Here is a 22,459-nt window from a genome sequence, read left to right on the forward strand (position 1 = left end):
CCTCCGAGCACCATGGCAAGGGCCTCGACCCTGAGCCGCCCGTCAGCCCGTGGCGTCCGGCCGGTCGGTCTGGACCGAGACGACCGGTTCCGGGACCGTCGGCCCCTCCTGCGCCGGGAGCAGCCAGGACGCCGCCAAGGCGCAGCACAGCAGACCTACCGACCCCAGCACCAGGGCGACGACGGACAGCGTGTGGTCCGGGCCTGGCCGGAACGCACCGCGCAGCCCGAGGACAAAGGCCGCGAGCGCCGCCGCGACGGCGAGCGGGGGCAGGACCGGCAGCAGGCCCAGTCCGACCACCCCGACCGCCACAGCCGCGACGGACGACCGGCCAGGTCCACCGGAGGCGACCGTCAGCACGTAGCCGTGCCGGGCGAGCACCTCGACCGGGGTACCCAGCCGGGCGAGGATCGCCTCGCCCTCCGACCATCCGACGGGGTGGTCGAGCCGCGAGAGGTTGTTGTCCACCTGCGCGCGCATGTCCGCGAGGACCGTCTCGCGCAACGGTGGAGGAGCGTCGACGAGCGCCCGCTCGATCGCGCCCAGATATGTCTCGAACGCCTTGGGCAACGTGCTGCCCCGCGTGCCCGGTCGAGCTGCCCCCATGCCGTTCCCCCTGTGTCGTCCTGCCGACCCGACACCGTCGATCATTGCGCCGACGGTGCAGGACAGACCTCACGATACTCACGACCATGACGATCTCCCTGCATACTGACCGACTTGCGCCGCAGCCGACTTGCGCTGCAGCCGTTCGTCACCCGCGCCTGCGAGAGGACGACCGGTCAGTCCTCGGCGTCGAGCAGGCCGGTCGCCCTGGGCGAGTGCACGACGACGACCGGATGCCTCGCGTGGTGCAGGACCGCCTGGCTCACCGAACCGAGCAGTACACCACGGACCTCTCCTCGCCCCCGGGAGCCCACGACCGTCATCATCGCCTCCCGGCCCGCCTCGACGAGCACCCGGGCGGCCCGGCCGCTCACCACGCGCTGCTCGACGTCGACGCCTCGGTCCTGCGGGGTGCGCAGCCTCGCGAGGGTCTCGACGAGGCGCTCCTCGGCGGAGACCCGCGCGGCCTTCTCGCCGTCACCGTAGAAGATCGAGTTCTCCCGCCACCGGTCGATCAGCGGGACCTCGTACACGGCGACCGCGAGGACAGCCAACCTGCGGCGTCGGGCCTCGTCGACGGCGAAACGGACCGCCACGTCGCTGTGCGCCGAGCCGTCCACCCCCACGACCACCCGGCCATGGCTGGGCTGGGAGTGGCTGGGCTGGGACCGGTCCTGTCGGCGGGGCACGACGACCACCGGCGCCGAGCACCGTGCGGCGACGCGGGTGCTCGTCGATCCGAAGAACATCGCCCCGAGCGCCCCCATGCCTCGCGCGCCAAGCACCACGAGATCGGCGCCGACCCCCGCGCTGATCAAGGCTGCGGCCGGCTGCCCGTAGTCGAGCGTGGCAGTCAAGGTCACCCCGGGCTCGCGGTCGCGCGCGGCACCCCGCGCGGCGGTGAGCACGGCGTCGGCATAACCCCGCAGCTCGGTCACCGGCTCGGCGTGGGTCACGGCGTCCGTGAACGGCGCACTCGTCACCGGCAGGTGCATGACATAGCGGATGTCGAGGGCTACCCCGCGCAGCGCCGCCTCGCTCGCCGCCCAGGCCAGCGCGCGTGCGCTCTCGGCCGACCCGTCCACCCCGACGACCACAGCCATCGCGCTCACCTCACCGGTTCCTGCGGGGCCCCCTGGGCCCGTCGCCACCCGGCGGCACGGAGCCTGCACGAGAGACCTCGTCACCTTCCATTCTGCGCGCTCGTCCGCAACCGCGCCGAGGCGCCGTCGGGAGGACCACGCCCCTCGCGCGGCCGCTGCCCACGCTCCCCGTATCCGCGCTGGCAGCAGCCATACTGGACGGATGGCACTGGCGATCCCCCGGACGGAGCTGCTGCGGTTGCGCCTGCGCAGCCACGGACTCACCCGACCATCGAAGGGCCCCGTCGCCGGAGTATCAGGAGCCGTAGCGCCGGACGCGGCCGCCGCCCGGATGTTCGCACTGCAAGGTCAGGACCTGCCGGGGGCGCTGTGGTCGATCGGCCAGCGCGCACCGGGGACGGACCTCGCCCAGGTGCGCACAGCCTTCGACTCCGGCGAGCTCGTGAGGAGCTGGCCGCTGCGGGGAACCTTGCACGTCCTGGCGGCCGAGGATCTCGGCTGGGTGCTGGCGCTGACCGGCGCGCGGTCCCTCGGTGGGGCGGCGGGCCGCGAGCGCCAGCTGGGTCTCGACGCGGCCGCCTTCGACGTCGCCCGGGAGGTCGCGGCGGGCGTGCTCGAGCGCGGACGCCAAGCGTCGCGCGCCGAGCTCTTCGCGGCCTTCGACCGGGCTGGCGTGTCTACGGACGGCCAGCGCGGCGTGCACCTGTTGTGGCACCTGGCCGTCGAGGGCCTGCTCGTGCTCGGTCCCTTCCGGGGCGCCGAGCAGTTCGTCGTGCTCACCGAGGAGTGGATCCCCCAGCCGCGTGCGCTCAGCGGTGACGAGGCGGTCCGCGAGCTCGTCGTGCGGTATCTCACCGGGCGCGGGCCTGCGACCCTGGCCGACCTCACCTGGTGGTCGAAGCTCCCGGTGACCGCCGCGCGTCGGGCGCTGGACGACCTGCGCGACTCGCTCACAGAGCTCAGCTGCGCCGGGACGACGTCGTGGGCGCTCGGGTCCACGCTGGACCGGGTGGCTGGGGAGAGCCCGCGGCAGGTGCTCATGCTCCCCGGCTTCGACGAGTTCCTGCTCGGCTACTCCGACCGGAGCGCGCCCCTGGCGCCCCACCACGCGCCGTTGACCGTGCCGGGTGGCAACGGGGTGTTCAAGCCGACGGTGGTCGTCGGCGGCAGGGTCGTGGGACTGTGGTCTCGGCGGGCGTCCGCGCATCGCGTGATCGTGACATGCTCGCCCTTCGACAAGCCGTTCCCGCCGCGGGTGGCGGCGGCTCTTGCGTCCGCAGCGGCGGACTACGGGCGTTTCCACGGGCTCGAGGCGCAGATCGTGCTCGGAGACCCCGTCAGGACGAGAAGCGGCTGAACCCGGTGCCCAGCGTCCGAGCGGTGGTGCGAACCTGACCCACGACGATCCCCGCGAGGACCAGGACGAGCCCTGCCACCTGGCCACGCCCCAGGGCCTCGTGCGCGATGACGGTGCCCAGCAGCACGCCGGTCACCGGGTTGAGCAGCCCGACGAGTCCCACCGACCCGGCAGGGAGATGCTTGAGGCCGGTGAACCACGCGACGTAGGCGATCGCCGTCGCGACCACGCTCACATAGGCGAAGCCAGCCAGCGCGGAGAGGGACACCGGCGGCGGAGCCCCCTCCACGAGGACGGCGAAGGGCAGCACGGTCAGCCCTCCCGCCAGGAGCTGCCACGACGTGGTGGACAGCACATGGGTGCCGCTCCCCCACCGCCTGGTCAGCACGAAGCCGACAGAGGAGATGATCATGGCGGCGACCGAGGCGAGCACGCCGCGTACGTTCACCTCGCCACCTCCGCCGGAGAGCATGAGCACGACGCCGATCACCCCGGCCCCCGCGCCGAGCAGCGCCATGGCCCGTGGCCGCTCGTTGAGCAGCAGCCAGCCGAAGAGCATCATCACGACCGAGGACGTCGCCATGATCGTCGCCGCGACGCTCGTGGGGAGCAGCTGGCCTGCGACGTAGACGAGGGCGAAGAAGACACCCATGTTCAGCGCGCCCAGCACGAGCGAGCGCCACCACCACTCCCCGCGCGGCAGCTCGCGACGCAGCGCGAGCAGGAGCAGTCCCGCCGGCAGGGCGCGCAGCACGGCTCCGTAGAGCGGGTACCCCGCCGGCAGCGCGTGCCTCGTGACGTAGTACGTGGTCCCCCACGCGATGGGCGCGATCGCCGTCACGGCCAACCATCTCCATTTACCTTCCATGGAAGCAACTATAGCTTCCGAGGAAGATATAGTTGCTTCCATGACCGAACGATCTGACCACGTGGCCGACATCCAGGCCGAGTGGGCCCGCGAGCGCCCGGACCTGGACGTCTCCCCCCAGGGCGTCATCGGCCGGCTCCATCGACTGGCCGCCCGCCTGACCGACGAGCTTGTCACGGTCTATTCCCGGCATGGGCTGACCGAGGGCGAGTTCGATGTGCTTGCCGCTCTGCGCCGGGCCGGAGCACCCTTCGAACGGGCACCGGGCGAGCTCGCCCGGTTCACGATGGTGACCACGGGCGCGATGACCAAGCGCGTGAACCGGCTCGACGAGGTCGGTCTCGTCACCAGGCGGGCGAGCGAGGTGGACGGCCGCGGCAAGGTCGTCGCGCTGACGCCGGCGGGCAAGGAGCTCATCGATGCGGCGTTCACCGAGCACATGGCCAACGAGCACCGACTGGTGGGCGCCCTCGATCCCGCGGAGCGAGCCTGCCTCGAGCAGATCCTCGCCGACTGGCTCTCTCGGCTCGACGGGCCGTAGGTCAGGAGACCTTGGTAGCACCCACGACACGCATCGTCGTGCTGTTGAAGTAGCAGGTCTGCAGGAGGATGTCGCCGGCGACCCCCTCGACCGCATCCGTCGTGCTCCCCTGGCTGACGTCCCTCGAGTCCACGACCTGATAGGTGCCGTCGACTCCGCCGCCGGTGATGACCACCGTGTCTCCCGTGGAGAGCTTGAGGATCGGAGCCCCACCGCAGTTGTTGTGGATGGTGAGATACGGGACCGAGAAGAACGCATGGCCGTCGTCACCGCGGAACGCGGTCAGTCCGCCCGCACAGAGGTCGATCGTTGCCTGGCCCCCGGAGTTGGCGACATAGGTGGTCCAGGCCGGGGCCGCCGCTGCGGCCGCTGGCGCGAGTGCCGCTTGAGCAGGCGCAGCCGGCGTGGCGGCCCGGCGAGGGACGACGGTCTTCGCCACAGGCGCGGGCCGGTGCCACCCGGCGTCGGACTTCTCGACGAGCTGGGCGAGAGTCGCGGTGGAGGCCTCACCTGTCACCGGGTAGCCGGCGTCGGCCTGGAACGCCTCGACGGCGGAGGTGGTGTGGGGGCCGGCGAGCGCGTCCACCGCCCCGACGCCCGAATAGCCGAGGCTGAGCAGCGTCTGCTGGACCTGGCTGATCGTCTCGGCCGCCTGCGCCGCGGCCGCTCGAGCCGCCTCAGCAACCTGGTCCGCCTGCACCTGCTCCGCCTCAGCGCTGCGGGCTGCCTCCGCCACGCTGGCCGCTTCAGCGGCACGCGCGACCTCGGCGAGGCCAGCCACCTGTGCCTGCCGGTCCACGATGGCGTCGTCGATCGCCGCGTCCTTGGCCTGTTGGACTTGCGCCGAATCCACCGATTCCACCAGTGACGGTTGCACTTCCCAGACGACCGCACCGATGTCCGGCGTAGAGACGAGCGCGGGTGCGGTCCCCGAGGCCACGATCACGGTCAGCGCGACAAGGGTCGCGGCAAGCCTGTTCTGCATGGTGCCTCCCAAGGGGCTGCGCATACGTCGGACGATCACGTGCTGGTCCGCACGGAAGACACGATCAACAGACTTCGATGAATCGAGGCTCCGCACATCCAGTTTCGCCTGCACTGGACATTTCGGCCATCGGTAGCGATCGCGTCGGGCGGCCCGACGGCGCACAGCGCGTCACGCTGAGGCTCGCGCCAGCGCGCCGGCTCACGTCCAGCAGAGCCGGGGCACCCGTCCAGCAGTCATGAGGCCGAGTCCTCGGCCAGCACAGTCAGGGTGGTGGTAGTGACTGTCTCCGCAGGTGGCTGGCTCGCCTCGGGAATGGACACCCTGCGGGTGGACTCGCCCAGGACTCCACTCATCTCGAGCAGCGGCGCACCGGACCGGGCCGTGAAGGTCAGGCGATAGGCCCGTCCGTCGCACCCATCCGGCACAGCGTCAAAGGTGACGGCCGAGATCACGTACACCTTGTCGGCTGGGGAGTAGTCAAGGATGGGCGCCGGGTGGACCTGAGCGACCGAGCATCCTGTCGACGCGGCGTCCGGGCCGCCACGGCCGAGTCCCGCGCGGTCCGTGGCTGCGATCCCGCTGGCCGCCGTCCCGAGCAGCACCACGAAGCAAGCCGTCGCCAGGCCTCCGGATACCCTTCGAGCGCGGTCGCGCCGTCCACCCGTCACTGCGCACCTCATGTGCTGATGTACCGGGCGTCGTGCCCAGCTCCGGGCGTCGCTGCCCTGACCGACTGATCGGTCAGGGCGAGGCGGTCATGAGGTGTTGGTGAGGTGGGTGCTCCGAGGCTAGGCGCCCCTCATGGGCAAGCGAAGAGAGTCCCGTTGCTCTGCGAAGGCACCGACGTGCCATGGAGCCACGTGACGACGGTCGACCCACCGCCCACATACTGCGTACCGGGACCCGACTGACCACGCAAGACGAGCAGCGGCATCGACGAACAGGCCCACCCCGGGGCCAGCATGACGGCGTTGTTGCTGTTCATACGGGTAGCGAGCAGGAGCAGCGAAGGATCGGCAAGGTTGATCGTGATCTGCCACTCGGCGTTCTTGGTCAGAGAATCGCTGGCGACCGTGAAGTACACGTTGTATTCCGTGGGCGGAGGACCACCCCAGGACTCGAAGTTCGTCAGTGTCGCTGTGCAGGTCTTCGACGGGTCGTTGAGGACCTTGCAACCGACCAGCGGGAGCACCGGCGGCACCGTATTCGTCCAGGTGACCGGCACGCCCCACGACCCGATCGTCGCGGCTGCCCCGGCCACCGTCGCGGGGGTGTAGGCGGGCACTGTGACCGTGACCGATCCGCTGGCCCCCGCGGCCAACGTCACGTTCGCCGTGGTCAGCGCCGCTCCCCCGGTCCCGAAGAGCGTCAGGGCGAGGACGCGTCCACCGCAGCCGGTTCCCAGTCCCGCCACGGTCACGGTGGTCGCCTGCGAACCGGTGACCGGTCCGTTTCCTGCCGAGAGGGTCGGGGTGCAGCGACCCGTGAGCGTAACCGCGGTGATCTTGGCGGCGGCGACCGGGAGCTGGGCCGCCTGGGCCGGGCGCAGCGCGAGGCCGAGGAGCACGGCGAGCAGCACGGCCAGAGCGAGGGCCAACGGCAGCCGCCGGAGTCGTGAGACCAGCCCGTTCCGGTGCGCGGCGCTCACAGCAGCGCCCGTACCGGCTCGGCAGGCCGAGAGGGCGCGAGGGCTGTGCCGACCAGTTCGTCTGGCACGGCGTCTGGCACGGCGTCTGGCGTACGCGGCCACAGATAGATCGCTGCCGCGATGAGCAGCAGCGACAGCCAGATGTAGGGGTTTGCGATCGCGTACACCGCGCTCCCCAGGTGCGGGATGTGCGCGCGGGCGATGCCGACTACGAGCGCGGCGTCCGGGGTCCACGGGTCGATGAAGGTGTTGTTGTCCCCCTGGATCACCCAGCCGTCGACCCCGTCCCCACCGGTGATCCGGTGGATCACCCGGGCGCCGTCGACGCCGGGGGGCGTGTAGACGACGACGTCGCCCACGGCCGCTTCCCCGCACCGCGACCACACGAGGTCGCCCGTGAAGTACGTGGGCTCCATCGAGTGGCCCGAGACGATCGTCAGCGTGCTGCACCCGCCGAGCGAGGTCGGCCAGAAGAAGTACACCAGCCCAGCCATGAAGCCCACCAGGACCAGGCTCGCGACCGACGACCGGAGCCGGCGCGCACGGGGCGCGCCGGCTGTCGGCTGATCCTGGGGGGCTGTCACGGGATGAGGTGCGTTTGTCAGGAGTAGATGACCACTGCGACGCCCGTGATCGCCCTGGCCGAGGCGCTCGGCGTGACGGGGATCGTCAGGACGCCGGCCGCGGCGATGGTCCCGGTCAGCTCGGTGCCGATCGCGACGCCGGCCGAGTCGGTCAGCGTCACCTTGTACTTCAGCCCGACGCAGGCGGCGTCGACGGCCTTGAGCGCGACGCTCGTGGTCTTGTACTCGGCCGCGGAGAAGGCGTTCTCGAAGCCGACCCCGATCGGCGTCGCGGCTGGCTGGCAGCCGGCGACGACGGTGGTCCCGGCGCCGAGGCTGCCGGTCCCGAGGTTGAGCTGGGCGGCGGAGGCGATGGACAGTCCCGCAACACCGACGAAGGCGAGGGCGAGTGCTGCGGTCTTGCGGCGCTTCGAAGAAGCCATGATGTCTCTCCACGTTTTGAGGCGCTCATCGTGAACGCAGACACAAACTACGGTCGCGCCCGTCTCCGTGGCAGTGCCGCCTGGGTCCTAGTACCCAGAGTGGAGGCCTCCGACCAGGGATTTCACCCGTGCCGACGGCAGTTCATCACGATTCATCCTCCGATCGGCAGGGGCCTCGGTGACGCGACGACACCGCCGACACCTCCGAGCGGGAGCGCCGCACGCAGGCGCACACTGCCGTCCGCACCCGCCAACCCCACCGCCCCCGCCGCTCCGCCCTTGTCCAAGCTCCCAGTTGGCACGACGTCGACCCTGCCACCGGCCAGTGCAAAACGCTCGCCCAGCCGTCGAAGGCCGGTGCCGGTCTCGACCGCAGCCGGGTCGATCGCCGACCCGTCGTTGGCCACCTCGATTCTCAGTGCTCGCCCGACGAGGTCGACCGTCACGGCGAAGGCGGTCGCGTGCCCGTGCCGCAGACCGTTGGTCACCGCCTCCTCGACGAACCGCACCGCCAGCAGGCGGGTGGCCTGGGACATCAGCGAGCCGGCCGGATCGTCAACCGTGCGGACCTCGTCGCTCACGTCGAAGCTGGTCGCGATGCCTGGTGGCAGCCGTCGGAGCAAGATCCGGATCGCGGGCACCATGCCCACCTCGATGCCCTCGGGGTAGAGCATCCGGCTCATCTCGCGGACGTCGTGCTCACGGATCAGGTCGATCTCATCGCGCAGCTCGCGCATGCTCTCGACGATCTCGGGGGCGACGGCGTGGTCCTGCGCCTGCCTGATCATGATCTCGAGCCGGATGGACTGCACCACAAGGCGTTGCTGGAGGCTGCCGTGCAGGCCCTCGGCGATGCTGCGACGGACGCGCACCTCCTCCGTCTCCAAGGTCCGTAGGGCCAGCTCACGCTGGGTCGCCCGCTCTCCCGACAGTCGCTCTTCCACGCGCAAGGCGCGTTGGCTGCGCACGTAGAAGTAACCCAGGAGGGCCGCACAGACGCAGATGGTCATTCCACCGAGTCCCTCCGCGAGCCACAGCGCCCTCAGGTCGCCCGTCCAGGCTCCCGCGAGCAGGAGCACGCACCCCCGCGCGACGGAGGCGAGCACAGCTGCCGGGAGGATCGAGCGCAGCGCGCCCCAGACCCTCGACGCCCGGTGCGCGCCGCACACGAGGGCGAGGGTCGGCATGAGGACCACCATGACGACGTTGCCGGGCACGCGGATCCACAGCGCCTCGGTCACGGTCCTACCCAAGATCCTCGTGACGATCGCGCCGTGCACAACACCCATCAGCACGATCACGATCAGGACCAGCGCGGTCCCCACCGCCATGGCGCGCCGGTCTCGCCTCCGGTCGTTGTCCACCGTGCGCGCTACCTCAGCGTCCATCCGCCCATTATCACTGGTCAGGCACGTCATACTGACACGATGAGAGCTTCCGAGAGGCCTATCCGGGTCGCGGTGGTCGAGGACCACACCCTGTTCCGGAGCATGCTCGACCACATCGTCACCACGACCGACGGTCTGGAGCTGGCCGCCTCGTGCGCGACCGTGACGCAGGCGCGCACCCTGATCACCCCTGGCTCAGCCGACGTCGCGCTGCTCGACGTCGACCTGCCCGACGGAAACGGCATCGCCCTCGGCGTGCTGCTCTGCCGCACCGACCCGAACATCAAGGTGGTCCTGCTCAGCGCGCAGGACGCGATCGGTCTCATGCTCGACCTGCCCAAAGACGTCGCCGGGACCTGGAGCTACCTGTCGAAGACGTCGACCAACGACTCCGGCGCGCTGGTCCGCGCGATCAAGGTGGCGGCAGATGGTGGCAGCACGCTCGACCCGGCGCTGCTTCGGCGCATGCGCCCACGGGTGGGGACGAAGGTGGCCGAGCTGACCAACCGCCAGTACTCGGTCCTGCGGCTGCTCGCCTCCGGCCTGTCCAATGCCGGGATCGCCCGCGAGCTCGTGATCACGGAGAAGTCCGTCCAGAACCACGTCTACGCCGTCTACGCCACGCTCGGGATCGACGCAAGCCCCGAGTGCAACCCCCGCGTCATGGCCGCCCTCAAGCTGATCGAGGAGACCGGGTCGGACTAGCCGCCGCCTGCTGGCGGCAGCCGCGCTGCTCGCCCTGCCCTGCCTTCAGTCCAGAGCTCGGGACAGATCGTCCACGGAGAGCTGCGCGATTGGTGCGTGATCTGGGTTCACCGCCGTGAACGTGCCGGCGCCGCTCGGCTCGTACAGCCCGGCGCTGCCGCCGAGGATGTTGAGGCGATCTCCGGTCTGGCCGAGGAACAGCAGGTAGTCGGATCCAGAGACGACCAACGGGACCGCGTCGTCGACATACAAGGTCGAGTCGACGCGCCCACCGGTCTGGTTGAAGGTGACGATGTCGCCCGGGGTCGCGTCTCCGTGGTGGACCACCGTGACCTCGAAGCGCACCTCGGTCGCCGGAACTCCGTTGTCCGAGGACAGTGCCTGCTTGATCTCGTCATCGCTCAGGCCGAGCAACGGGTTCTCCTCGGGGGTGTCACCCTCCGGAGGTTGGGGCAGAAGCAGGGTCGAGGCGGTCGAGACGACCCTGCCTTCGACCACGAGGGCGGCTTCGCCGTAGAGACCGGCGAGGTCGTAGGGCGGGTAGTCGGCGATCATGTGGACCACCTCCGGTTCCTGGGGCGAACAGGCACCCAAGCCGGCAAGGACCGCGATCACGACGATCACGAGGTGGCGCTTCATCAGGTCTCGACCGTCCGGTCAGGCACCGCCGACGACGCAGCGTTCCGGCGCCCGACGGCGTAGCCCACCACGGCGCTGAGGACGAGGGCGCCAAGCCCAACCAGGGCGAGGGCAAGACGGCGGCGGGTGTCCAGCAGGACGACGCCGTCGGGGAACGTCGTGTCCGACATCGGCGCGTAGGCGAACCATCCAAAGCTCGTGGTCCCGGAGTTGGAGTTGGCGAACCACACCGCGCCTACTGTGACAAAGACGATCCCAAGAACGACAAGGGCGACGAGAGGACGAAAGCGGGGCAGATGCATGGCCCGATCTTGCCACGGCGCGCCGGACAGAGATAGAGCTGCTCGCTCAGCGCGTCGCGTAGAACACCACAGCGGCCGTCGCCGCGACGTTGAGGGAGTCCACTCCCCCGGCCATCGGGATCCGCACCACATAGTCCGACGCCGCCAGCGTCGCCGGCTGCAGCCCGTGCCCCTCAGTCCCCAGGATGAACGCCGTCTTCTCGTGCTTCATCTCGATGAACTTATCCAACGTCACCGAGTCGTCCGAGAGCGCCAACGACGCCACCGTGAACCCCGCCGCCTGCAGCTCAGCGATCCCCGCCGGCCAGCTCTCGATCCGCGTCCACGGCACCTGGAACACCGTCCCCATGCTCACCCGGACCGAGCGCCGGTAGAGCGGGTCCGAGCAGCGCGGGGTGACCAGCACGGCGTCGACCCCCAACGCGGCGGCGCTGCGGAACGCAGCACCGACGTTCGTGTGGTCCACCACGTCCTCGAGGATGGCCACGCGTCGGGCGCCCTCGCCGCCCCGGGCTCCAGCCAGCAGCTCCTCGACCGAGACGAGGGGCGGGCGGTGCATGGCTGCGAGCGCGCCGCGGTGCAGGTGGAAGCCGGTGATCGCCTCGAGCATGGCGGGTTCGCCGACGAAGACGGGGACGTCGGGCCAGTCGGCGATGACGTCGGCCATGGAGTCAAGCCACTTCTGTGCCATGAAGAAGGACCGCGGCCGGTGCCCGGCCGCGAGCGCCCGGCGGATGACCGTCGAGCTCTCTGCGATGAACAGCCCCTTCTCAGGCTCGCTCTTGGAGCGCAGGACGATGTCCGTGAGGTTGATGTAGTCGGCAAGACGGTCGTCGGCGGCGTCGGTGATCGCGATGAGAGGCACCCGACCATTCTCCCCGCCACCACCGGACCCCACGACCACGTCTCCGCTGACCCAAGTCCGCCCCAGCCGCCACGCAACCGCTCAGTCATCTCGTGAGTGCCCGATTTCCGCCCTGTTTTCGGCGGCGAACAGGGCGGAAATCGGGCACTCATCGGGGGCGCCGGGGGTCGACGGGCCGGAGGTGAGTACCAGGGGCGGGGGCCTGGGCCGGGAGAGATCGACCCTAGTCGACCTCGGCCACCGCGAACTGGCTCTGGTAGAGCCGGGCGTACGCCCCGCCCGCGGCCAGCAGGGAGTCGTGGTCGCCCTGCTCGACGATGTCGCCGTGCTCCATCACGAGGATGACGTCGGCGTCGCGGATCGTGGAGAGCCGGTGGGCGATGACAAAGCTCGTGCGGCCCTCGCGCAACGCGTTCATCGCCTTCTGCACGAGCACCTCGGTGCGGGTGTCGACCGAGGAGGTCGCCTCGTCCAGGATGAGGATCGCCGGGTCGGCCAGGAAGGCGCGGGCGATCGTCAGCAGCTGCTTCTCCCCCGCGCTCACACTGCCGCCCTCGTCGTCGAGCACCGTCTCGTAGCCGTCCGGCAGCGTCCGCACGAAGGGGTCGACGTGCGTAGCCACGGCCGCCTCGAGCAGGCGCTCGGTGGGCACGTCGCCGGTCGCCCCGTACCGGATGTTGTCCGCGATCGTCCCGTTGAACAGCCACGTGTCCTGGAGCACCATGCCGATGTTGGAGCGCAGCTCGTCCCTCGTCATGGTGGCGATGTCGACGCCGTCGAGCGTGATCCGCCCGGAGTTCACCTCGTAGAACCGCATGATGAGGTTGACCAGGGTGGTCTTCCCGGCTCCGGTCGGTCCCACGATCGCAACCGTCTGCCCGGGCTCGGCCACGAGGGACAGCGAAGAGATGAGCGGGACGTCGGGGCTGTAGCTGAACGCCACGTCCTCGAAGGCGACCCGTCCCTGGACGTCGGGCACGTGCTGGGGATTGGCCGGGTCGGGAGTCTGCTCGTCTGCGTCGAGCAGCTCGAAGACCCGCTCGACCGAGGCGACCCCGGACTGCAGCAGGTTCATCATCGAGGCGACCTGCGTGATCGGCTGGGTGAACTGGCGCGAGTACTGGATGAACGCCTGCACATCGCCGAGCGTCATCGTCCCCGACGCCACCCGCAGCCCGCCGACGACCGCGACGATGACGTAGTTGAGGTTCGCGATGAAGCCCATGGCGGGCTGGATGATCCCGGAGATGAACTGCGCCTTGAAGCTCGCCTCGTAGAGTGCGACGTTCTCCTCGTCGAAGGTCTCGATCGCGCTGTCCTGGTGGCCGAACACCTTGACCAGTGCGTGCCCGGAGTACATCTCCTCGACGTGCGCGTTGATCGTCCCGGTCGCGGCCCACTGCTTGATGAACTGCGGCTGGGAGCGCTTGGCGATGAGCGCCGTGACCAGGACCGACAGGGGCACGGTCACGAGCGCCACGACGGCGAGCAGCGGGGAGATCCAGAACATCATCCCAAGCACACCGATGATCGTCAGGATCGAGGTGACGAGCTGGGACAGGGTCTGCTGGAGCGTCTGGGCGACGTTGTCGATGTCGTTGGTGACCCGGGAGAGCACCTCACCGCGCTGTTCGCGGTCGAAGTAGCTCAGCGGCAGCCGGTTGATCTTCGCCTCGACCTCGTCCCGCAGGTTGAGCACCGTGTTCTGCACGACGGTCGCTGTGAACCGGCCCTGCAGCCAGCCGAAGAGGAACGAGCCGACATACACGGCGACCACGACGAGGAGCACGTTGCGCAGGGCCGTGGTGTCGAGTCCCTGGCCCGGGGTGAGCGTCATCCCGGACAGCAGGTCGGCGAGCTTGTCCTGCCCCGTCGCCCGCAGCCCGGCGATGACCTCGTCCTGAGTCTGGCCGGCCGGCAGCCCTGCGCTCATCACGCCCTCGAAGATGAGGTTGGTCGCGTTGCCCAACAGCTTCGGGCCCAAGACCGCGAGCGTCACCGACACGACGGCAAGTGCCGTGACGACGACGACGCGCACCCGCTCGGGTCGCAGGTACCCGGCGAACCGGCGCAGCGACCCACCAAAGTTCATGGCCTTCTCGGTGGGCATGCCCATCCCGCCCATCGGACCGCGACCTCCGGGACCGCCGGGGCCCTTGGCCCCGCGGGCCGACCGGACCACCGCGCCGTCGTCGGGCTTCTCGGAGGGTCCCTGGGTCGTGCGGTCGGCGCTCATGCTGCCTCCTCGGCGGAAAGCTGGGAGAAGACGATCTCCTGGTAGGTCTGGCAGTCGGCGAGCAGCTCGGCGTGAGTTCCTTGTCCCACGATCCGGCCGGTGTCGAGCACGATGATCTTCTCCGCCATGCGGATGGTCGCCACGCGCTGGGCGACGACGATCATCGTCGACTCCTTGGTGCGCGGTACCAGGGCACGGCGCAGGGCCGCGTCCGTGGCGTAGTCGAGGGCGGAGAAGGAGTCGTCGAAGAGGACGATCCTCGGCTTGCGGATGAGCGCCCGGGCGATCGCCAGGCGCTGGCGCTGGCCGCCGGAGAAGTTGGTGCCGCCCTGGGAGACCGGGGTGTCGAGCCCGTCGGCGAGCTCTTCGACGAATGTACGGGCCTGCGCCACCTCGAGCGCGTCCCACATCTGCTCGGGCGTCGCGCCCTCGAGCCCGTAGGCAAGGTTGGAGCCGATGGTCCCGGAGAACAGGAAGGGCTTCTGGGGCACCATGCCGATGTGCGCCCACAGATCCTGACCTGCGGCGCTGCGGACGTCGACGCCGTCGACGCTGATCGTGCCGCCGGTCGCGTCGAAGAGTCGCGGGATGAGGTTCATCAGGGTGGTCTTTCCCGAGCCGGTGGACCCGATGATCGCGGTGGTCTCCCCCGGCTCCGCGGTGAAGGTCACCTCCGACAGCACAGGGTCCTGGGCGCCCGGGTACCGGAACTCCACGTCGGAGAAGGCGACCCGCCCGGCGACCTGACGCAACGGGGTCGGGTCGAGCGGCTCCACGACGGAGGACTCGGTGTCCAAGACCTCCTTGATGCGCTCGGCCGAGACCGCGGCGCGCGGCACCATCATGAAGATCATCGTCGACATCATGACGGCCATGAGGATGTACATGATGTAGCTGAGGAAGGCGGTGAGCGAGCCGATCTGCATCTCACCGGAGTTGATCCGCTGGCCGCCGAACCACATGACGGACACGCTCGAGAGGTTCATCACGAGCATGACCACCGGGAACATCAAGGCCATGAGCTTGCCGACCCGCAGAGACGTCTCGTAGAGCTCGGTGTTGGCGACCCGGAAGCGCTCCTCCTCGTGCCGTTCGCGGACGAAGGCGCGGATCACGCGGATACCTGTGATCTGCTCGCGCAGGACGGAGTTTATCCGGTCGATGCGCTTCTGCATGGCGCGGAAGTACGGCACCATCCGGGAGACGATGGGCGCGACGGTGATCCCGAGCACCGGGACGATGACCACGAGCAGCGCGGAGAGCCCGACGTCCTGCTGCAGCGCCATGACGATGCCGCCGACGAGCATGATCGGCGCCATGACCATGATGGTCAGGCCGAGCATGACGACCATCTGGACCTGCTGCACGTCGTTCGTCGTGCGGGTGATCAGGGACGGCGCACCGAAGGTGGCTACGTCCTGCCCGGAGAACTTCTGCACGTTCGTGAACAGCCCCCCACGGACGTCGCGTCCGAAGCCCATGGCGGCCCGGGCGCCGAAGTACACGGCGGCGATCGCGCAGACGATCTGCCCGAGGCTCACGGCGAGCATGATGCCCCCGACGCGGAAGATGTATCCGGTGTCGCCCGTGGTGACGCCCTTGTCGATGATGTCGGCGTTGAGGGTGGGGAGGTAGAGGGAGGCGATGGTCTGCACGAGCTGCAGCACGATCACGAGAATAAGTGCGCCACGGTAGGGCGCGAGATAGGTCTTGAGCAGCTTGAGGAGCATGCGAGTCCCCATTTCAGCGATAAGTAGACAGGGCTGCACGCCCTGGCTGACGACTGGTCAGAAAGTGACCGATCGCCAGCCTACGGTGTGCAGCCCTGTTCGGGTGCGCTGTTTTGCGCGTCGCCGTGGAGGAACTCAGATCTCCTGCGGCGGCAGTTCCTGCTCCGGCCCGTCGGGCTGCTGCCCCGTCGGCGGGGCGAAACGCCCGCCCTCGGTCCCGAGCGTCCTGGGCAGGGACGGGGTGACCGGTGGAACGCCGTGGCTGCCGCTGGGACGCTGGCCGGCCTCGCGGGCCGGGTCGAAGGGGGCCCCGGACTGGGTGCCCGCGCTCGTCGCGTCCGCGGTCGCTGCCTCGGCGAGACGACGTGCCTCGGCGAGCGCCTGCGTCGGATCGGCCAGAGCCGGCTTGAGCGTGGTCTTCGACCGTTCGCGGCGCGCCGCGACGGACTCGTCAGAGACTTCCTCGCCCCCCGAGCTCTCCGGGCCGCCGACGATCCCGCCGAAGCCCTTGGTGATGGAGTCGAGCGCAGCGGTGAACTCCGCCGGCACGATCCACATCTTCGAGGACTGCCCGTTCGCGATCTGCGGGAGCATCTGCAGGTACTGGTAGGCGAGCAGCTTCGGGGTCGCGTCGCCCTCGTGGATGGCATCGAAGACCTGGAGGATGGCGCGAGCCTCACCCTCGGCGGTGAGGATCGCGGCCTGGGCCGAGCCCTCGGCGCGCAGGATCGCGGCCTGCTTCTCACCCTCGGCGGTGAGGATCTGGGACTGCTTGAAGCCCTCTGCGGTGAGGATGACCGCGCGACGGTCACGCTCGGCGCGCATCTGCTGCTCCATCGAGCCCTGGATGGACTGGGGCGGGTCGATCGACTTGAGCTCGACCCGGTTGACACGGATGCCCCAGCGACCGGTCGCCTCGTCGAGGACCCCACGCAGCTGACCGTTGATCTGGTCACGGCTGGTCAGCGTCTGCTCGAGGTCCATGGAGCCGATGACGTTACGCAGGGTCGTCACGGTGAGCTGCTCGATCGCGGTGATGTAGTTCGCGATCTCGTAGACGGCCGACTTCGGGTCGGTCACCTGGAAGTAGAGCACCGTGTCGATGCTCACGACGAGGTTGTCGGACGTGATGACCGGCTGCGGGGGGAAGGAGACGACCTGCTCGCGCAGGTCCACCCCGGCGCGCACCTTGTCGACGAAGGGGATGAGGAAGTGCATCCCGGCGTCCAGGGTGCGCGAATAGCGACCGAGGCGCTGGACGATCAGTGCGACCGTCTGCGGCACCACCTTGACCGCGCGGGTCAACGCGATGATAAAGAACAGGGCGATCAGCCCCGCGATGACGATGCCGATGATCTGCCCACTGTCTTCAGGCATGGATTGTCCTCTCGCTCACATACGTGCTCTGGTCCAAACGGGATAGGGCTTCCAGGGGTCGCACGCTCGCCGTCGGCGACGAGCCCGCGGCGTCGGGTCAGGCGAGGGCGGCGGGACCCGTCGAGGTGTTGTGCGACGTGGCCGCATCGACCACGGCTGTCGCGCCGTCGATGCGCACGACACGGACGTCGGTGCCGACCGGGAAGCGCTGGCCGGCCGCGGACCGCGCGGTCCACACCTCACCGACAAGCTTGATCCGGCCGCCGTCCTCGGTGACCTCGGCAACGACGACGGCGCTCCGGCCGACCTGCGCGGAGACATTCGTCTCGGTCAGGGGCGTGCGGTGACGCAGATACTTGAGCAGCCAGGGACGCAGGGCGAAGAGCAGCATCGTCGAGACGACGCCGAAGACGATGATCTGCACGATCAGGTTCGCGCCGAGCAGGCTGGCGAGCCCCGCGGCGATCGCACCGCCGGCGAACATGATGAGTACCAGATCGAGAGAGACCATCTCCACCACTACGAGGAGAAATGCCGCACCAACCCACCAGTACCAGTCCATGACTGCCTCCGTTCGTGAAGCCTTCATCGGCTTTACCTGAACTTTACGCTACTTCTGGGTGTTTACATACCCTGAAAACGCGTGTTCCCGGACTGGAAACCGCTGCCTGACCTGCACCGACGGGTGAGCCCTCGGCAGCCCGGAAGCGCCCTGCAGAGCCACTGCGGCCCACAGCTCAGCCGGAGTGTCCGCCCGACCGGGTCGCCCGCTGGGCAGCGCGCGCCGACCACCGGTCACCGGTGCGGGTGACCTCGAGGTCGAGGCCGAAGGCTGCCGAGAGGTGAGCGTCCGTGAGGACATCCTCGACCGGTCCGGCGATGTGGATCCCGCCGTCGCGCATGAGCATGACGTGCGTGAATCCCGGCGGGATCTCCTCGACGTGGTGCGTGACGAGCACAAGGACCGGGGACTGGGGGTAGGCGGCGAGCTCGGCGAGCGCGCCGACGAGCTCCTCGCGCCCGCCCAGGTCCAGCCCTGCGGCCGGCTCGTCGAGCAGCAGCAGCTCGGGGTCGGTCATGAGCGCCCGGGCGATCTGGACGCGCTTGCGCTCGCCCTCGCTGAGCGTGCCGAAGCGCCGCTGGGCCAGGTGCGCGACGCCGAAGGCCGCGAGCAGGTCGTCCGCGCGGGCCTGGTCGAGTTCCTCGTAGGCCTCGCGCCAGCGACCGGTGACCGCATAGGCGGCCGTCAGGACGACGTCGGAAACGATCTCGGAGGGTGGGATGCGCTCGGCCAGGGCGGCGCTGGCCAACCCGATCCGGGGACGCAGCTCGAAGACGTCGACACGCCCGAGCTGGGAGCCGAGGATGGTGACGGTGCCGGTCGTGGGGTGCATCCGCGCGGAGGCGATCTGCAGGAGGGTGGTCTTCCCCGCGCCGTTGCGCCCGAGGACGACCCACCTCTCCCCCTCGGCGATCTGCCACGACACATCATCGAGGATGTTCTTCTCACCACGGCGGACAGAAACGTTGTGAAGGTCAAGAACCCAGGTCATGGTTTCAGACCCTATCGGCATCCGGACGCCCCGGGTGACGAAATCGTGGACCGGCGTAGTTTTGGTTGCGTGATCTCGCCTACTCCCCTGCCCCAGCCCGCCCGCGACCCCGGGGCGATCCTCCCGCGGTCGGCAAGCCTGGCCGCCTGGCTGTGGGCTGGCGCGCCCGACGACCGCTCGGTCGTCGCCGCCCTGAGGATCCTCATGCACGACGACGAGCCCCACCAGCTGCGCGGCCACCTGCCGGCGGGGGTCGCCGTCGCGAGCCTCGCGTCGTTGTTCCACCTCTGGTCGGGACGGGTCGTAGCCGCGGTCGCCCTGTTCCCGGGACCGGGCGACGCGATGGGCGCCCCGGCCGCGATCAGCGCCGAGGCCATCGAAGCCGAGGAATGCGTCCTGGTGACGGTACGCGCGGACGAGGCGGACGGCGTCGTCGAGCACTGGGCCCTCGCGCCCGACATCGAGCCCTTCGGCAGCGCGCTCGAGCCCGGGTTCTTGGTCACGTGGGACGTGGTGGCTATCGATGCCTGGGAGAACCGCGCGCTCGGCACGGTCGGCGCCCTGGGCGACGCGGAGCGTCAGCTGCAGCGCGGCCTGCGCGAGGCGACCGAGGCATTGATGGAACTCGATGTGTCGCGGTGGCGCGACGCCGCCGGCGAGACCATCGCGGCCCTGCGCGAGGTCGTGGACCTGCGCCCCTATCTGCCGTCCGACCTCGACCCGCGCCGCTCGCACGTTCTCCAGTCCGCGGCCCGGCTGCGGGCGATCGTCGACCTGGCCACTGAGGACGACGGCGGCGCCGTCAACCTCTGGCAGGCCGACCAGCGCTCCACGGCCCTGCGCGAGGTCGACCGGACAGCCCGCCGCGCGATGTCCGCCGCGACCCTCCTCACCCCCCTCACCCCCTGACCCACCCACCCCACACCGCTGAGTGGGGTGGGGTGGGGCGGGAGGGGTGGGTCAGGGGGCGGTGAGGACTGTCTGGTAGACCTCAAGGGTGCGGTCGGCGATCGCGGCCCAGGCGAAGTGGTCCTCGACGCGCTTGCGCGCTGCGGCGCCCATCTGGGCGGCGCGGGCCGGGTCGCTGACCACGGCGACGAGCGCGGCCACGAGATCCGTGACGAACTTCTCCGGGTCGGTCGGTGTCCCCGTGCCGTCCTGGACCTGGTCGATCGGCACGAGCAGACCGGTCACGCCGTGGTCGACGACCTCAGGGATGCCGCCCGTCGCGCTGCCGACCACCGGCAGCCCGACGGCCATCGCCTCGAGGTTGACGATGCCCAGCGGCTCGTAGATCGAGGGACAGACGAAGACGGTCGACGCGGCCAGGACCGCGACGAGGTCGGGGCGCGACAGCATCTCCTCGATCCACACCACCCCGGTGCGCTTGCGGGAGAGCTCGGCGACGGCGCCCGCCACCTCGGCGGCGATCTCGGGGGTGTCGGGGGCTCCGGCGCACAGGATGAGCTGGACCTCGGCTGGCAGCCGCTCGGCGGCCTGCAGCAGATAAGGCAGACCTTTCTGCCGGGTGATCCGACCGACGAAGACGACGGCGGGACGCTCGGGGTCGATGCCCAGGGCCCGCACGACGGCGTCCCCGCGCTCGGCCTCGGCGCCCTCGGGGCGGCGCCAGCCGGCCAGGTCGATGCCGTTGTGCACGACGTGCACCTTGGCCGGGTCGACATTCGGGTACGACCGCAGGATGTCCCGGCGCATGCCCGCGCTCACCGCGATGACTCCGGCGGCGCCCTCATAGGCCACGCGCTCGGCCCAGCTGGACAGGGCATACCCGCCGCCGAGCTGCTCAGCCTTCCATGGCCGTAGCGGCTCGAGGGAGTGCGCAGAGATCACGTGCGGGATCCCGTGCAGCAGACCGGCCAGGTGTCCGGCCAGGTTGGCGTACCAGGTGTGGGAGTGCACCAGGTCGGCCCCCGCGACGTCGTCGGCCATGGCCAGGTCCACTCCGAAGGTGGACAGCACAGCATTGGCGCCGCTCAGCTCGGCGGGCGGGGCGTAGCCCGTCACGCCCTCGACCGCGTCGGCGCCGCTGCGGGGTCCGTCGAAGCACCGGACCCGCACGTCGATGCGGGGGCGGAGCACGGCGGACAGCTCGGCTACATGAACACCGGCCCCTCCGTAGACGAACGGTGGGTACTCACGGGTTAAAAGATCGACTCTCACGGTCGACACCGTAGCGCGTCTTGATGCAATTGGGGTCCTTCGGCTCTATGGTCGTGGCATGGCAGCCCCTAAAGTTCTCGCGATCGTCCTGGCCGGTGGCGAAGGCAACCGACTCAAGCCACTGACGGCACACCGTGCCAAGCCCGCTGTGCCGTTCGGCGGGATCTACCGGCTCGTCGACTTTGCCTTGTCCAACCTGGTCAACTCCCACTACCTGCACATCGTCGTGCTCACCCAGTACAAGTCCCACAGCCTCGACCGTCACATCTCCAAGACGTGGCGGATGTCGGCGCTGCTGGGCAACTACGTCGCCCCGGTCCCCGCACAGCAGCGGGTCGGCAAGCACTGGTACCTGGGCTCCGCGGACGCGATCTTTCAGTGCCTGAACATCATCGAGGACGAGCGCCCCGACATCGTCGTCGTGGTCGGCGCGGACCACGTCTACCGCATGGACTTCTCCCAGATGGTCGACGCCCACATCGCCTCCGGCGCCGAGATGACGGTCGCCGGCATCCGCCAGCCGATCGCCTCGGCCACGGAGTTCGGTGTCATCGACACGATGCCCGAGGACCCGACGAAGATCCGGGCGTTCCTGGAGAAGCCCGTCGCACCGATCGGCCTGGCCGACTCCCCTGGGGAGATCCTCGCCTCGATGGGCAACTACGTCATCAACGCCGACGCGCTCGTCGAGGCCGTCACCAAGGACTCCGAGAACTCCGGCTCCCGCCACGACATGGGAGGCGACATCGTCCCGTACTTCGTCGACCGCGGGACCGCCGGGGTCTACGACTTCATCCGCAACGACGTCCCCGGGTCGACCGATCGCGACCGTGACTACTGGCGCGACGTCGGGACGATCGACTCCTACTACGACGCCAACAAGGACCTCATCGCGGTCACCCCGGTGTTCAACCTCTACAACTCCCTGTGGCCGCTGCACACCGGCTACGTCGGGCTCCCCCCGGCGAAGTTCGTGCACGCCGGCGCCGGGCGCCTCGGGCACGCGGCCGACTCGATCGTCTCCCCCGGTGTCCTCATCTCCGGGGCGACGGTCGTCGGGTCCGTCCTGTCCCCCGGGGTTCACCTGCACTCCTGGGCCGCCGTCTCCGACTCCGTCCTGCTCGACGACGTCAAGGTGCACCGTCACGCCCAGGTCCACCGGGCGATCATCGACAAGAACGTCATCATCAACGAACGTGCCCGCGTCGGCCTCAACCCCGAGGAGGACCGTGCCCGCGGCTTCACGGTGACCGAGTCGGGCATCACGGTCGTCCCCAAGGGCACGATCGTCGACTGATCGCGACACGGTCTCGAGCGACACCGTGACAGGACTCGACCCGCAGGCGCAAGCCCGCGGGTCGAGTCC

General features: G+C 69.7%; 23 protein-coding genes. 5 read left to right on the plus strand and 18 right to left on the minus strand.

Features of this window, described 5'->3' with window-relative positions; translation table 11 throughout:
* Positions 1-42: 42 nt before the first annotated feature.
* Positions 43-606, minus strand: coding sequence for a hypothetical protein (locus BLQ50_RS14075; protein WP_093184812.1), 564 nt, complete (start codon positions 604-606; stop codon positions 43-45).
* A 176-nt stretch (positions 607-782) separates the two neighbouring features.
* Positions 783-1,709 carry a universal stress protein gene (locus BLQ50_RS14080; RefSeq protein WP_093184815.1) on the minus strand — a complete coding sequence of 309 codons (927 nt, stop codon included), beginning with the start codon at positions 1,707-1,709 and terminating at the stop codon, positions 783-785.
* A 202-nt stretch (positions 1,710-1,911) separates the two neighbouring features.
* Between BLQ50_RS14080 and BLQ50_RS14085 the strand changes: the two genes are divergently transcribed.
* On the plus strand, positions 1,912-3,066 hold the full coding sequence (locus tag BLQ50_RS14085) for a winged helix DNA-binding domain-containing protein (RefSeq protein WP_175559138.1): 1,155 nt from the start codon (positions 1,912-1,914) through the stop codon (positions 3,064-3,066).
* Here the strand turns inward: BLQ50_RS14085 and BLQ50_RS14090 are convergent.
* On the minus strand, positions 3,047-3,934 hold the full coding sequence (locus BLQ50_RS14090; RefSeq protein ID WP_093184820.1) for an EamA family transporter: 888 nt from the start codon (positions 3,932-3,934) through the stop codon (positions 3,047-3,049). The two genes, BLQ50_RS14085 and BLQ50_RS14090, sit on opposite strands and share 20 nt — an antisense overlap.
* A 40-nt stretch (positions 3,935-3,974) precedes the next feature.
* Here BLQ50_RS14090 and BLQ50_RS14095 point away from each other — a divergent pair, with 40 nt between their 5' ends.
* Positions 3,975-4,475: a MarR family winged helix-turn-helix transcriptional regulator gene (locus BLQ50_RS14095; protein ID WP_093184823.1), complete on the plus strand. Its 501-nt coding sequence runs from the start codon at positions 3,975-3,977 to the stop codon at positions 4,473-4,475.
* A 1-nt stretch (position 4,476) separates the two neighbouring features.
* On the opposite strand, the gene BLQ50_RS14100 is transcribed toward BLQ50_RS14095, so the two are convergent.
* From BLQ50_RS14100 to BLQ50_RS14125, 6 genes are all read right to left on the minus strand, one after another.
* Positions 4,477-5,460, minus strand: a complete 984-nt coding sequence (locus BLQ50_RS14100; RefSeq protein WP_093184826.1) for a peptidoglycan-binding protein — start codon at positions 5,458-5,460, stop codon at positions 4,477-4,479.
* A gap of 236 nt (positions 5,461-5,696) precedes the next feature.
* Positions 5,697-6,068, minus strand: a complete 372-nt coding sequence (locus BLQ50_RS14105) for a hypothetical protein (RefSeq protein ID WP_093184829.1) — start codon at positions 6,066-6,068, stop codon at positions 5,697-5,699.
* A gap of 194 nt (positions 6,069-6,262) precedes the next feature.
* Entirely contained in the window at positions 6,263-7,111 is an 849-nt protein-coding gene (locus BLQ50_RS14110) for a hypothetical protein (protein WP_139185838.1), read from the minus strand.
* Positions 7,108-7,695 (minus strand): S24/S26 family peptidase, encoded by a 588-nt coding sequence (locus tag BLQ50_RS14115; RefSeq protein WP_139185839.1) that lies wholly within the window; start codon positions 7,693-7,695, stop codon positions 7,108-7,110. Before BLQ50_RS14115 ends, BLQ50_RS14110 begins: the two co-directional genes overlap by 4 nt.
* A gap of 17 nt (positions 7,696-7,712) precedes the next feature.
* A complete protein-coding gene (locus tag BLQ50_RS14120) occupies positions 7,713-8,117 on the minus strand; it encodes a hypothetical protein (protein ID WP_093184838.1) in 405 nt (134 codons plus the stop codon).
* Between the two features lie 152 nt (positions 8,118-8,269).
* A complete protein-coding gene (locus BLQ50_RS14125; RefSeq protein WP_139185840.1) occupies positions 8,270-9,505 on the minus strand; it encodes a sensor histidine kinase in 1,236 nt (411 codons plus the stop codon).
* Between the two features lie 39 nt (positions 9,506-9,544).
* Here BLQ50_RS14125 and BLQ50_RS14130 point away from each other — a divergent pair, with 39 nt between their 5' ends.
* Positions 9,545-10,210 carry a response regulator gene (locus BLQ50_RS14130; RefSeq protein WP_093184843.1) on the plus strand — a complete coding sequence of 222 codons (666 nt, stop codon included), beginning with the start codon at positions 9,545-9,547 and terminating at the stop codon, positions 10,208-10,210.
* 45 nt (positions 10,211-10,255) lie between these two features.
* Here the strand turns inward: BLQ50_RS14130 and BLQ50_RS14135 are convergent, their stop codons facing one another.
* From BLQ50_RS14135 to BLQ50_RS14170, 8 genes are all read right to left on the minus strand, one after another.
* Complete coding sequence (locus BLQ50_RS14135; protein WP_093184846.1) at positions 10,256-10,849, minus strand: hypothetical protein; 594 nt, start codon at positions 10,847-10,849, stop codon at positions 10,256-10,258.
* Positions 10,849-11,151, minus strand: a complete 303-nt coding sequence (locus BLQ50_RS14140; protein WP_093184849.1) for a hypothetical protein — start codon at positions 11,149-11,151, stop codon at positions 10,849-10,851. Before BLQ50_RS14140 ends, BLQ50_RS14135 begins: the two co-directional genes overlap by 1 nt.
* A 46-nt stretch (positions 11,152-11,197) precedes the next feature.
* Positions 11,198-12,016 (minus strand): TrmH family RNA methyltransferase, encoded by an 819-nt coding sequence (locus BLQ50_RS14145; RefSeq protein ID WP_093184854.1) that lies wholly within the window; start codon positions 12,014-12,016, stop codon positions 11,198-11,200.
* 223 nt (positions 12,017-12,239) lie between these two features.
* The gene (locus BLQ50_RS14150; protein WP_093184857.1) at positions 12,240-14,252 is read right to left on the minus strand and encodes an ABC transporter ATP-binding protein; all 2,013 of its coding nucleotides are present in this window, start codon (positions 14,250-14,252) and stop codon (positions 12,240-12,242) included.
* On the minus strand, positions 14,249-15,982 hold the full coding sequence (locus BLQ50_RS14155; protein ID WP_093184861.1) for an ABC transporter ATP-binding protein: 1,734 nt from the start codon (positions 15,980-15,982) through the stop codon (positions 14,249-14,251). The genes BLQ50_RS14150 and BLQ50_RS14155 overlap by 4 nt, the downstream gene beginning before the upstream one ends.
* 135 nt (positions 15,983-16,117) lie before the next feature.
* Complete coding sequence (locus tag BLQ50_RS14160) at positions 16,118-17,359, minus strand: SPFH domain-containing protein (RefSeq protein WP_093184865.1); 1,242 nt, start codon at positions 17,357-17,359, stop codon at positions 16,118-16,120.
* Between the two features lie 97 nt (positions 17,360-17,456).
* Entirely contained in the window at positions 17,457-17,948 is a 492-nt protein-coding gene (locus BLQ50_RS14165) for an NfeD family protein (RefSeq protein ID WP_342672066.1), read from the minus strand.
* A 148-nt stretch (positions 17,949-18,096) separates the two neighbouring features.
* A complete protein-coding gene (locus tag BLQ50_RS14170) occupies positions 18,097-18,912 on the minus strand; it encodes an ABC transporter ATP-binding protein (RefSeq protein WP_093184871.1) in 816 nt (271 codons plus the stop codon).
* Between the two features lie 69 nt (positions 18,913-18,981).
* Between BLQ50_RS14170 and BLQ50_RS18680 the strand changes: the two genes are divergently transcribed.
* Positions 18,982-19,821 carry a hypothetical protein gene (locus BLQ50_RS18680; protein WP_245701234.1) on the plus strand — a complete coding sequence of 280 codons (840 nt, stop codon included), beginning with the start codon at positions 18,982-18,984 and terminating at the stop codon, positions 19,819-19,821.
* Positions 19,822-19,872: 51 nt separating this feature from the next.
* Here the strand turns inward: BLQ50_RS18680 and glgA are convergent, their stop codons facing one another.
* Positions 19,873-21,093, minus strand: a complete 1,221-nt coding sequence (glgA, locus tag BLQ50_RS14180) for a glycogen synthase (RefSeq protein ID WP_093185048.1) — start codon at positions 21,091-21,093, stop codon at positions 19,873-19,875.
* Between the two features lie 58 nt (positions 21,094-21,151).
* Between glgA and BLQ50_RS14185 the strand changes: the two genes are divergently transcribed.
* Positions 21,152-22,390 (plus strand): glucose-1-phosphate adenylyltransferase, encoded by a 1,239-nt coding sequence (locus BLQ50_RS14185; RefSeq protein ID WP_093184874.1) that lies wholly within the window; start codon positions 21,152-21,154, stop codon positions 22,388-22,390.
* Positions 22,391-22,459: the final 69 nt, after the last annotated feature.

Origin of the sequence: Sanguibacter gelidistatuariae, assembly GCF_900096585.1 — a bacterium.
Taxonomy (GTDB): domain Bacteria; phylum Actinomycetota; class Actinomycetes; order Actinomycetales; family Cellulomonadaceae; genus Sanguibacter; species Sanguibacter gelidistatuariae.

Bases quoted from the DNA above. Each gene is read 5' to 3' on its own strand.
- BLQ50_RS14090 (WP_093184820.1), bottom strand. From the start codon at position 3,934: ATGGAAGGTAAATGGAGATGGTTGGCCGTGACGGCGATCGCGCCCATC.
- BLQ50_RS14085 (WP_175559138.1), top strand. From the start codon at position 1,912: ATGGCACTGGCGATCCCCCGGACGGAGCTGCTGCGGTTGCGCCTGCGC.
- BLQ50_RS14165 (WP_342672066.1), bottom strand. From the start codon at position 17,948: ATGAAGGCTTCACGAACGGAGGCAGTCATGGACTGGTACTGGTGGGTT.
- BLQ50_RS14080 (WP_093184815.1), bottom strand. From the start codon at position 1,709: ATGGCTGTGGTCGTCGGGGTGGACGGGTCGGCCGAGAGCGCACGCGCG.
- BLQ50_RS14185 (WP_093184874.1), top strand. From the start codon at position 21,152: ATGGCAGCCCCTAAAGTTCTCGCGATCGTCCTGGCCGGTGGCGAAGGC.
- BLQ50_RS14100 (WP_093184826.1), bottom strand. From the start codon at position 5,460: ATGCAGAACAGGCTTGCCGCGACCCTTGTCGCGCTGACCGTGATCGTG.
- BLQ50_RS14125 (WP_139185840.1), bottom strand. From the start codon at position 9,505: ATGGACGCTGAGGTAGCGCGCACGGTGGACAACGACCGGAGGCGAGAC.
- BLQ50_RS14135 (WP_093184846.1), bottom strand. From the start codon at position 10,849: ATGAAGCGCCACCTCGTGATCGTCGTGATCGCGGTCCTTGCCGGCTTG.
- BLQ50_RS14095 (WP_093184823.1), top strand. From the start codon at position 3,975: ATGACCGAACGATCTGACCACGTGGCCGACATCCAGGCCGAGTGGGCC.
- BLQ50_RS14170 (WP_093184871.1), bottom strand. From the start codon at position 18,912: ATGACCTGGGTTCTTGACCTTCACAACGTTTCTGTCCGCCGTGGTGAG.
- BLQ50_RS14120 (WP_093184838.1), bottom strand. From the start codon at position 8,117: ATGGCTTCTTCGAAGCGCCGCAAGACCGCAGCACTCGCCCTCGCCTTC.
- BLQ50_RS14075 (WP_093184812.1), bottom strand. From the start codon at position 606: ATGGGGGCAGCTCGACCGGGCACGCGGGGCAGCACGTTGCCCAAGGCG.
- BLQ50_RS14150 (WP_093184857.1), bottom strand. From the start codon at position 14,252: ATGAGCGCCGACCGCACGACCCAGGGACCCTCCGAGAAGCCCGACGAC.
- BLQ50_RS14160 (WP_093184865.1), bottom strand. From the start codon at position 17,359: ATGCCTGAAGACAGTGGGCAGATCATCGGCATCGTCATCGCGGGGCTG.
- BLQ50_RS14140 (WP_093184849.1), bottom strand. From the start codon at position 11,151: ATGCATCTGCCCCGCTTTCGTCCTCTCGTCGCCCTTGTCGTTCTTGGG.
- BLQ50_RS14130 (WP_093184843.1), top strand. From the start codon at position 9,545: ATGAGAGCTTCCGAGAGGCCTATCCGGGTCGCGGTGGTCGAGGACCAC.
- BLQ50_RS14155 (WP_093184861.1), bottom strand. From the start codon at position 15,982: ATGCTCCTCAAGCTGCTCAAGACCTATCTCGCGCCCTACCGTGGCGCA.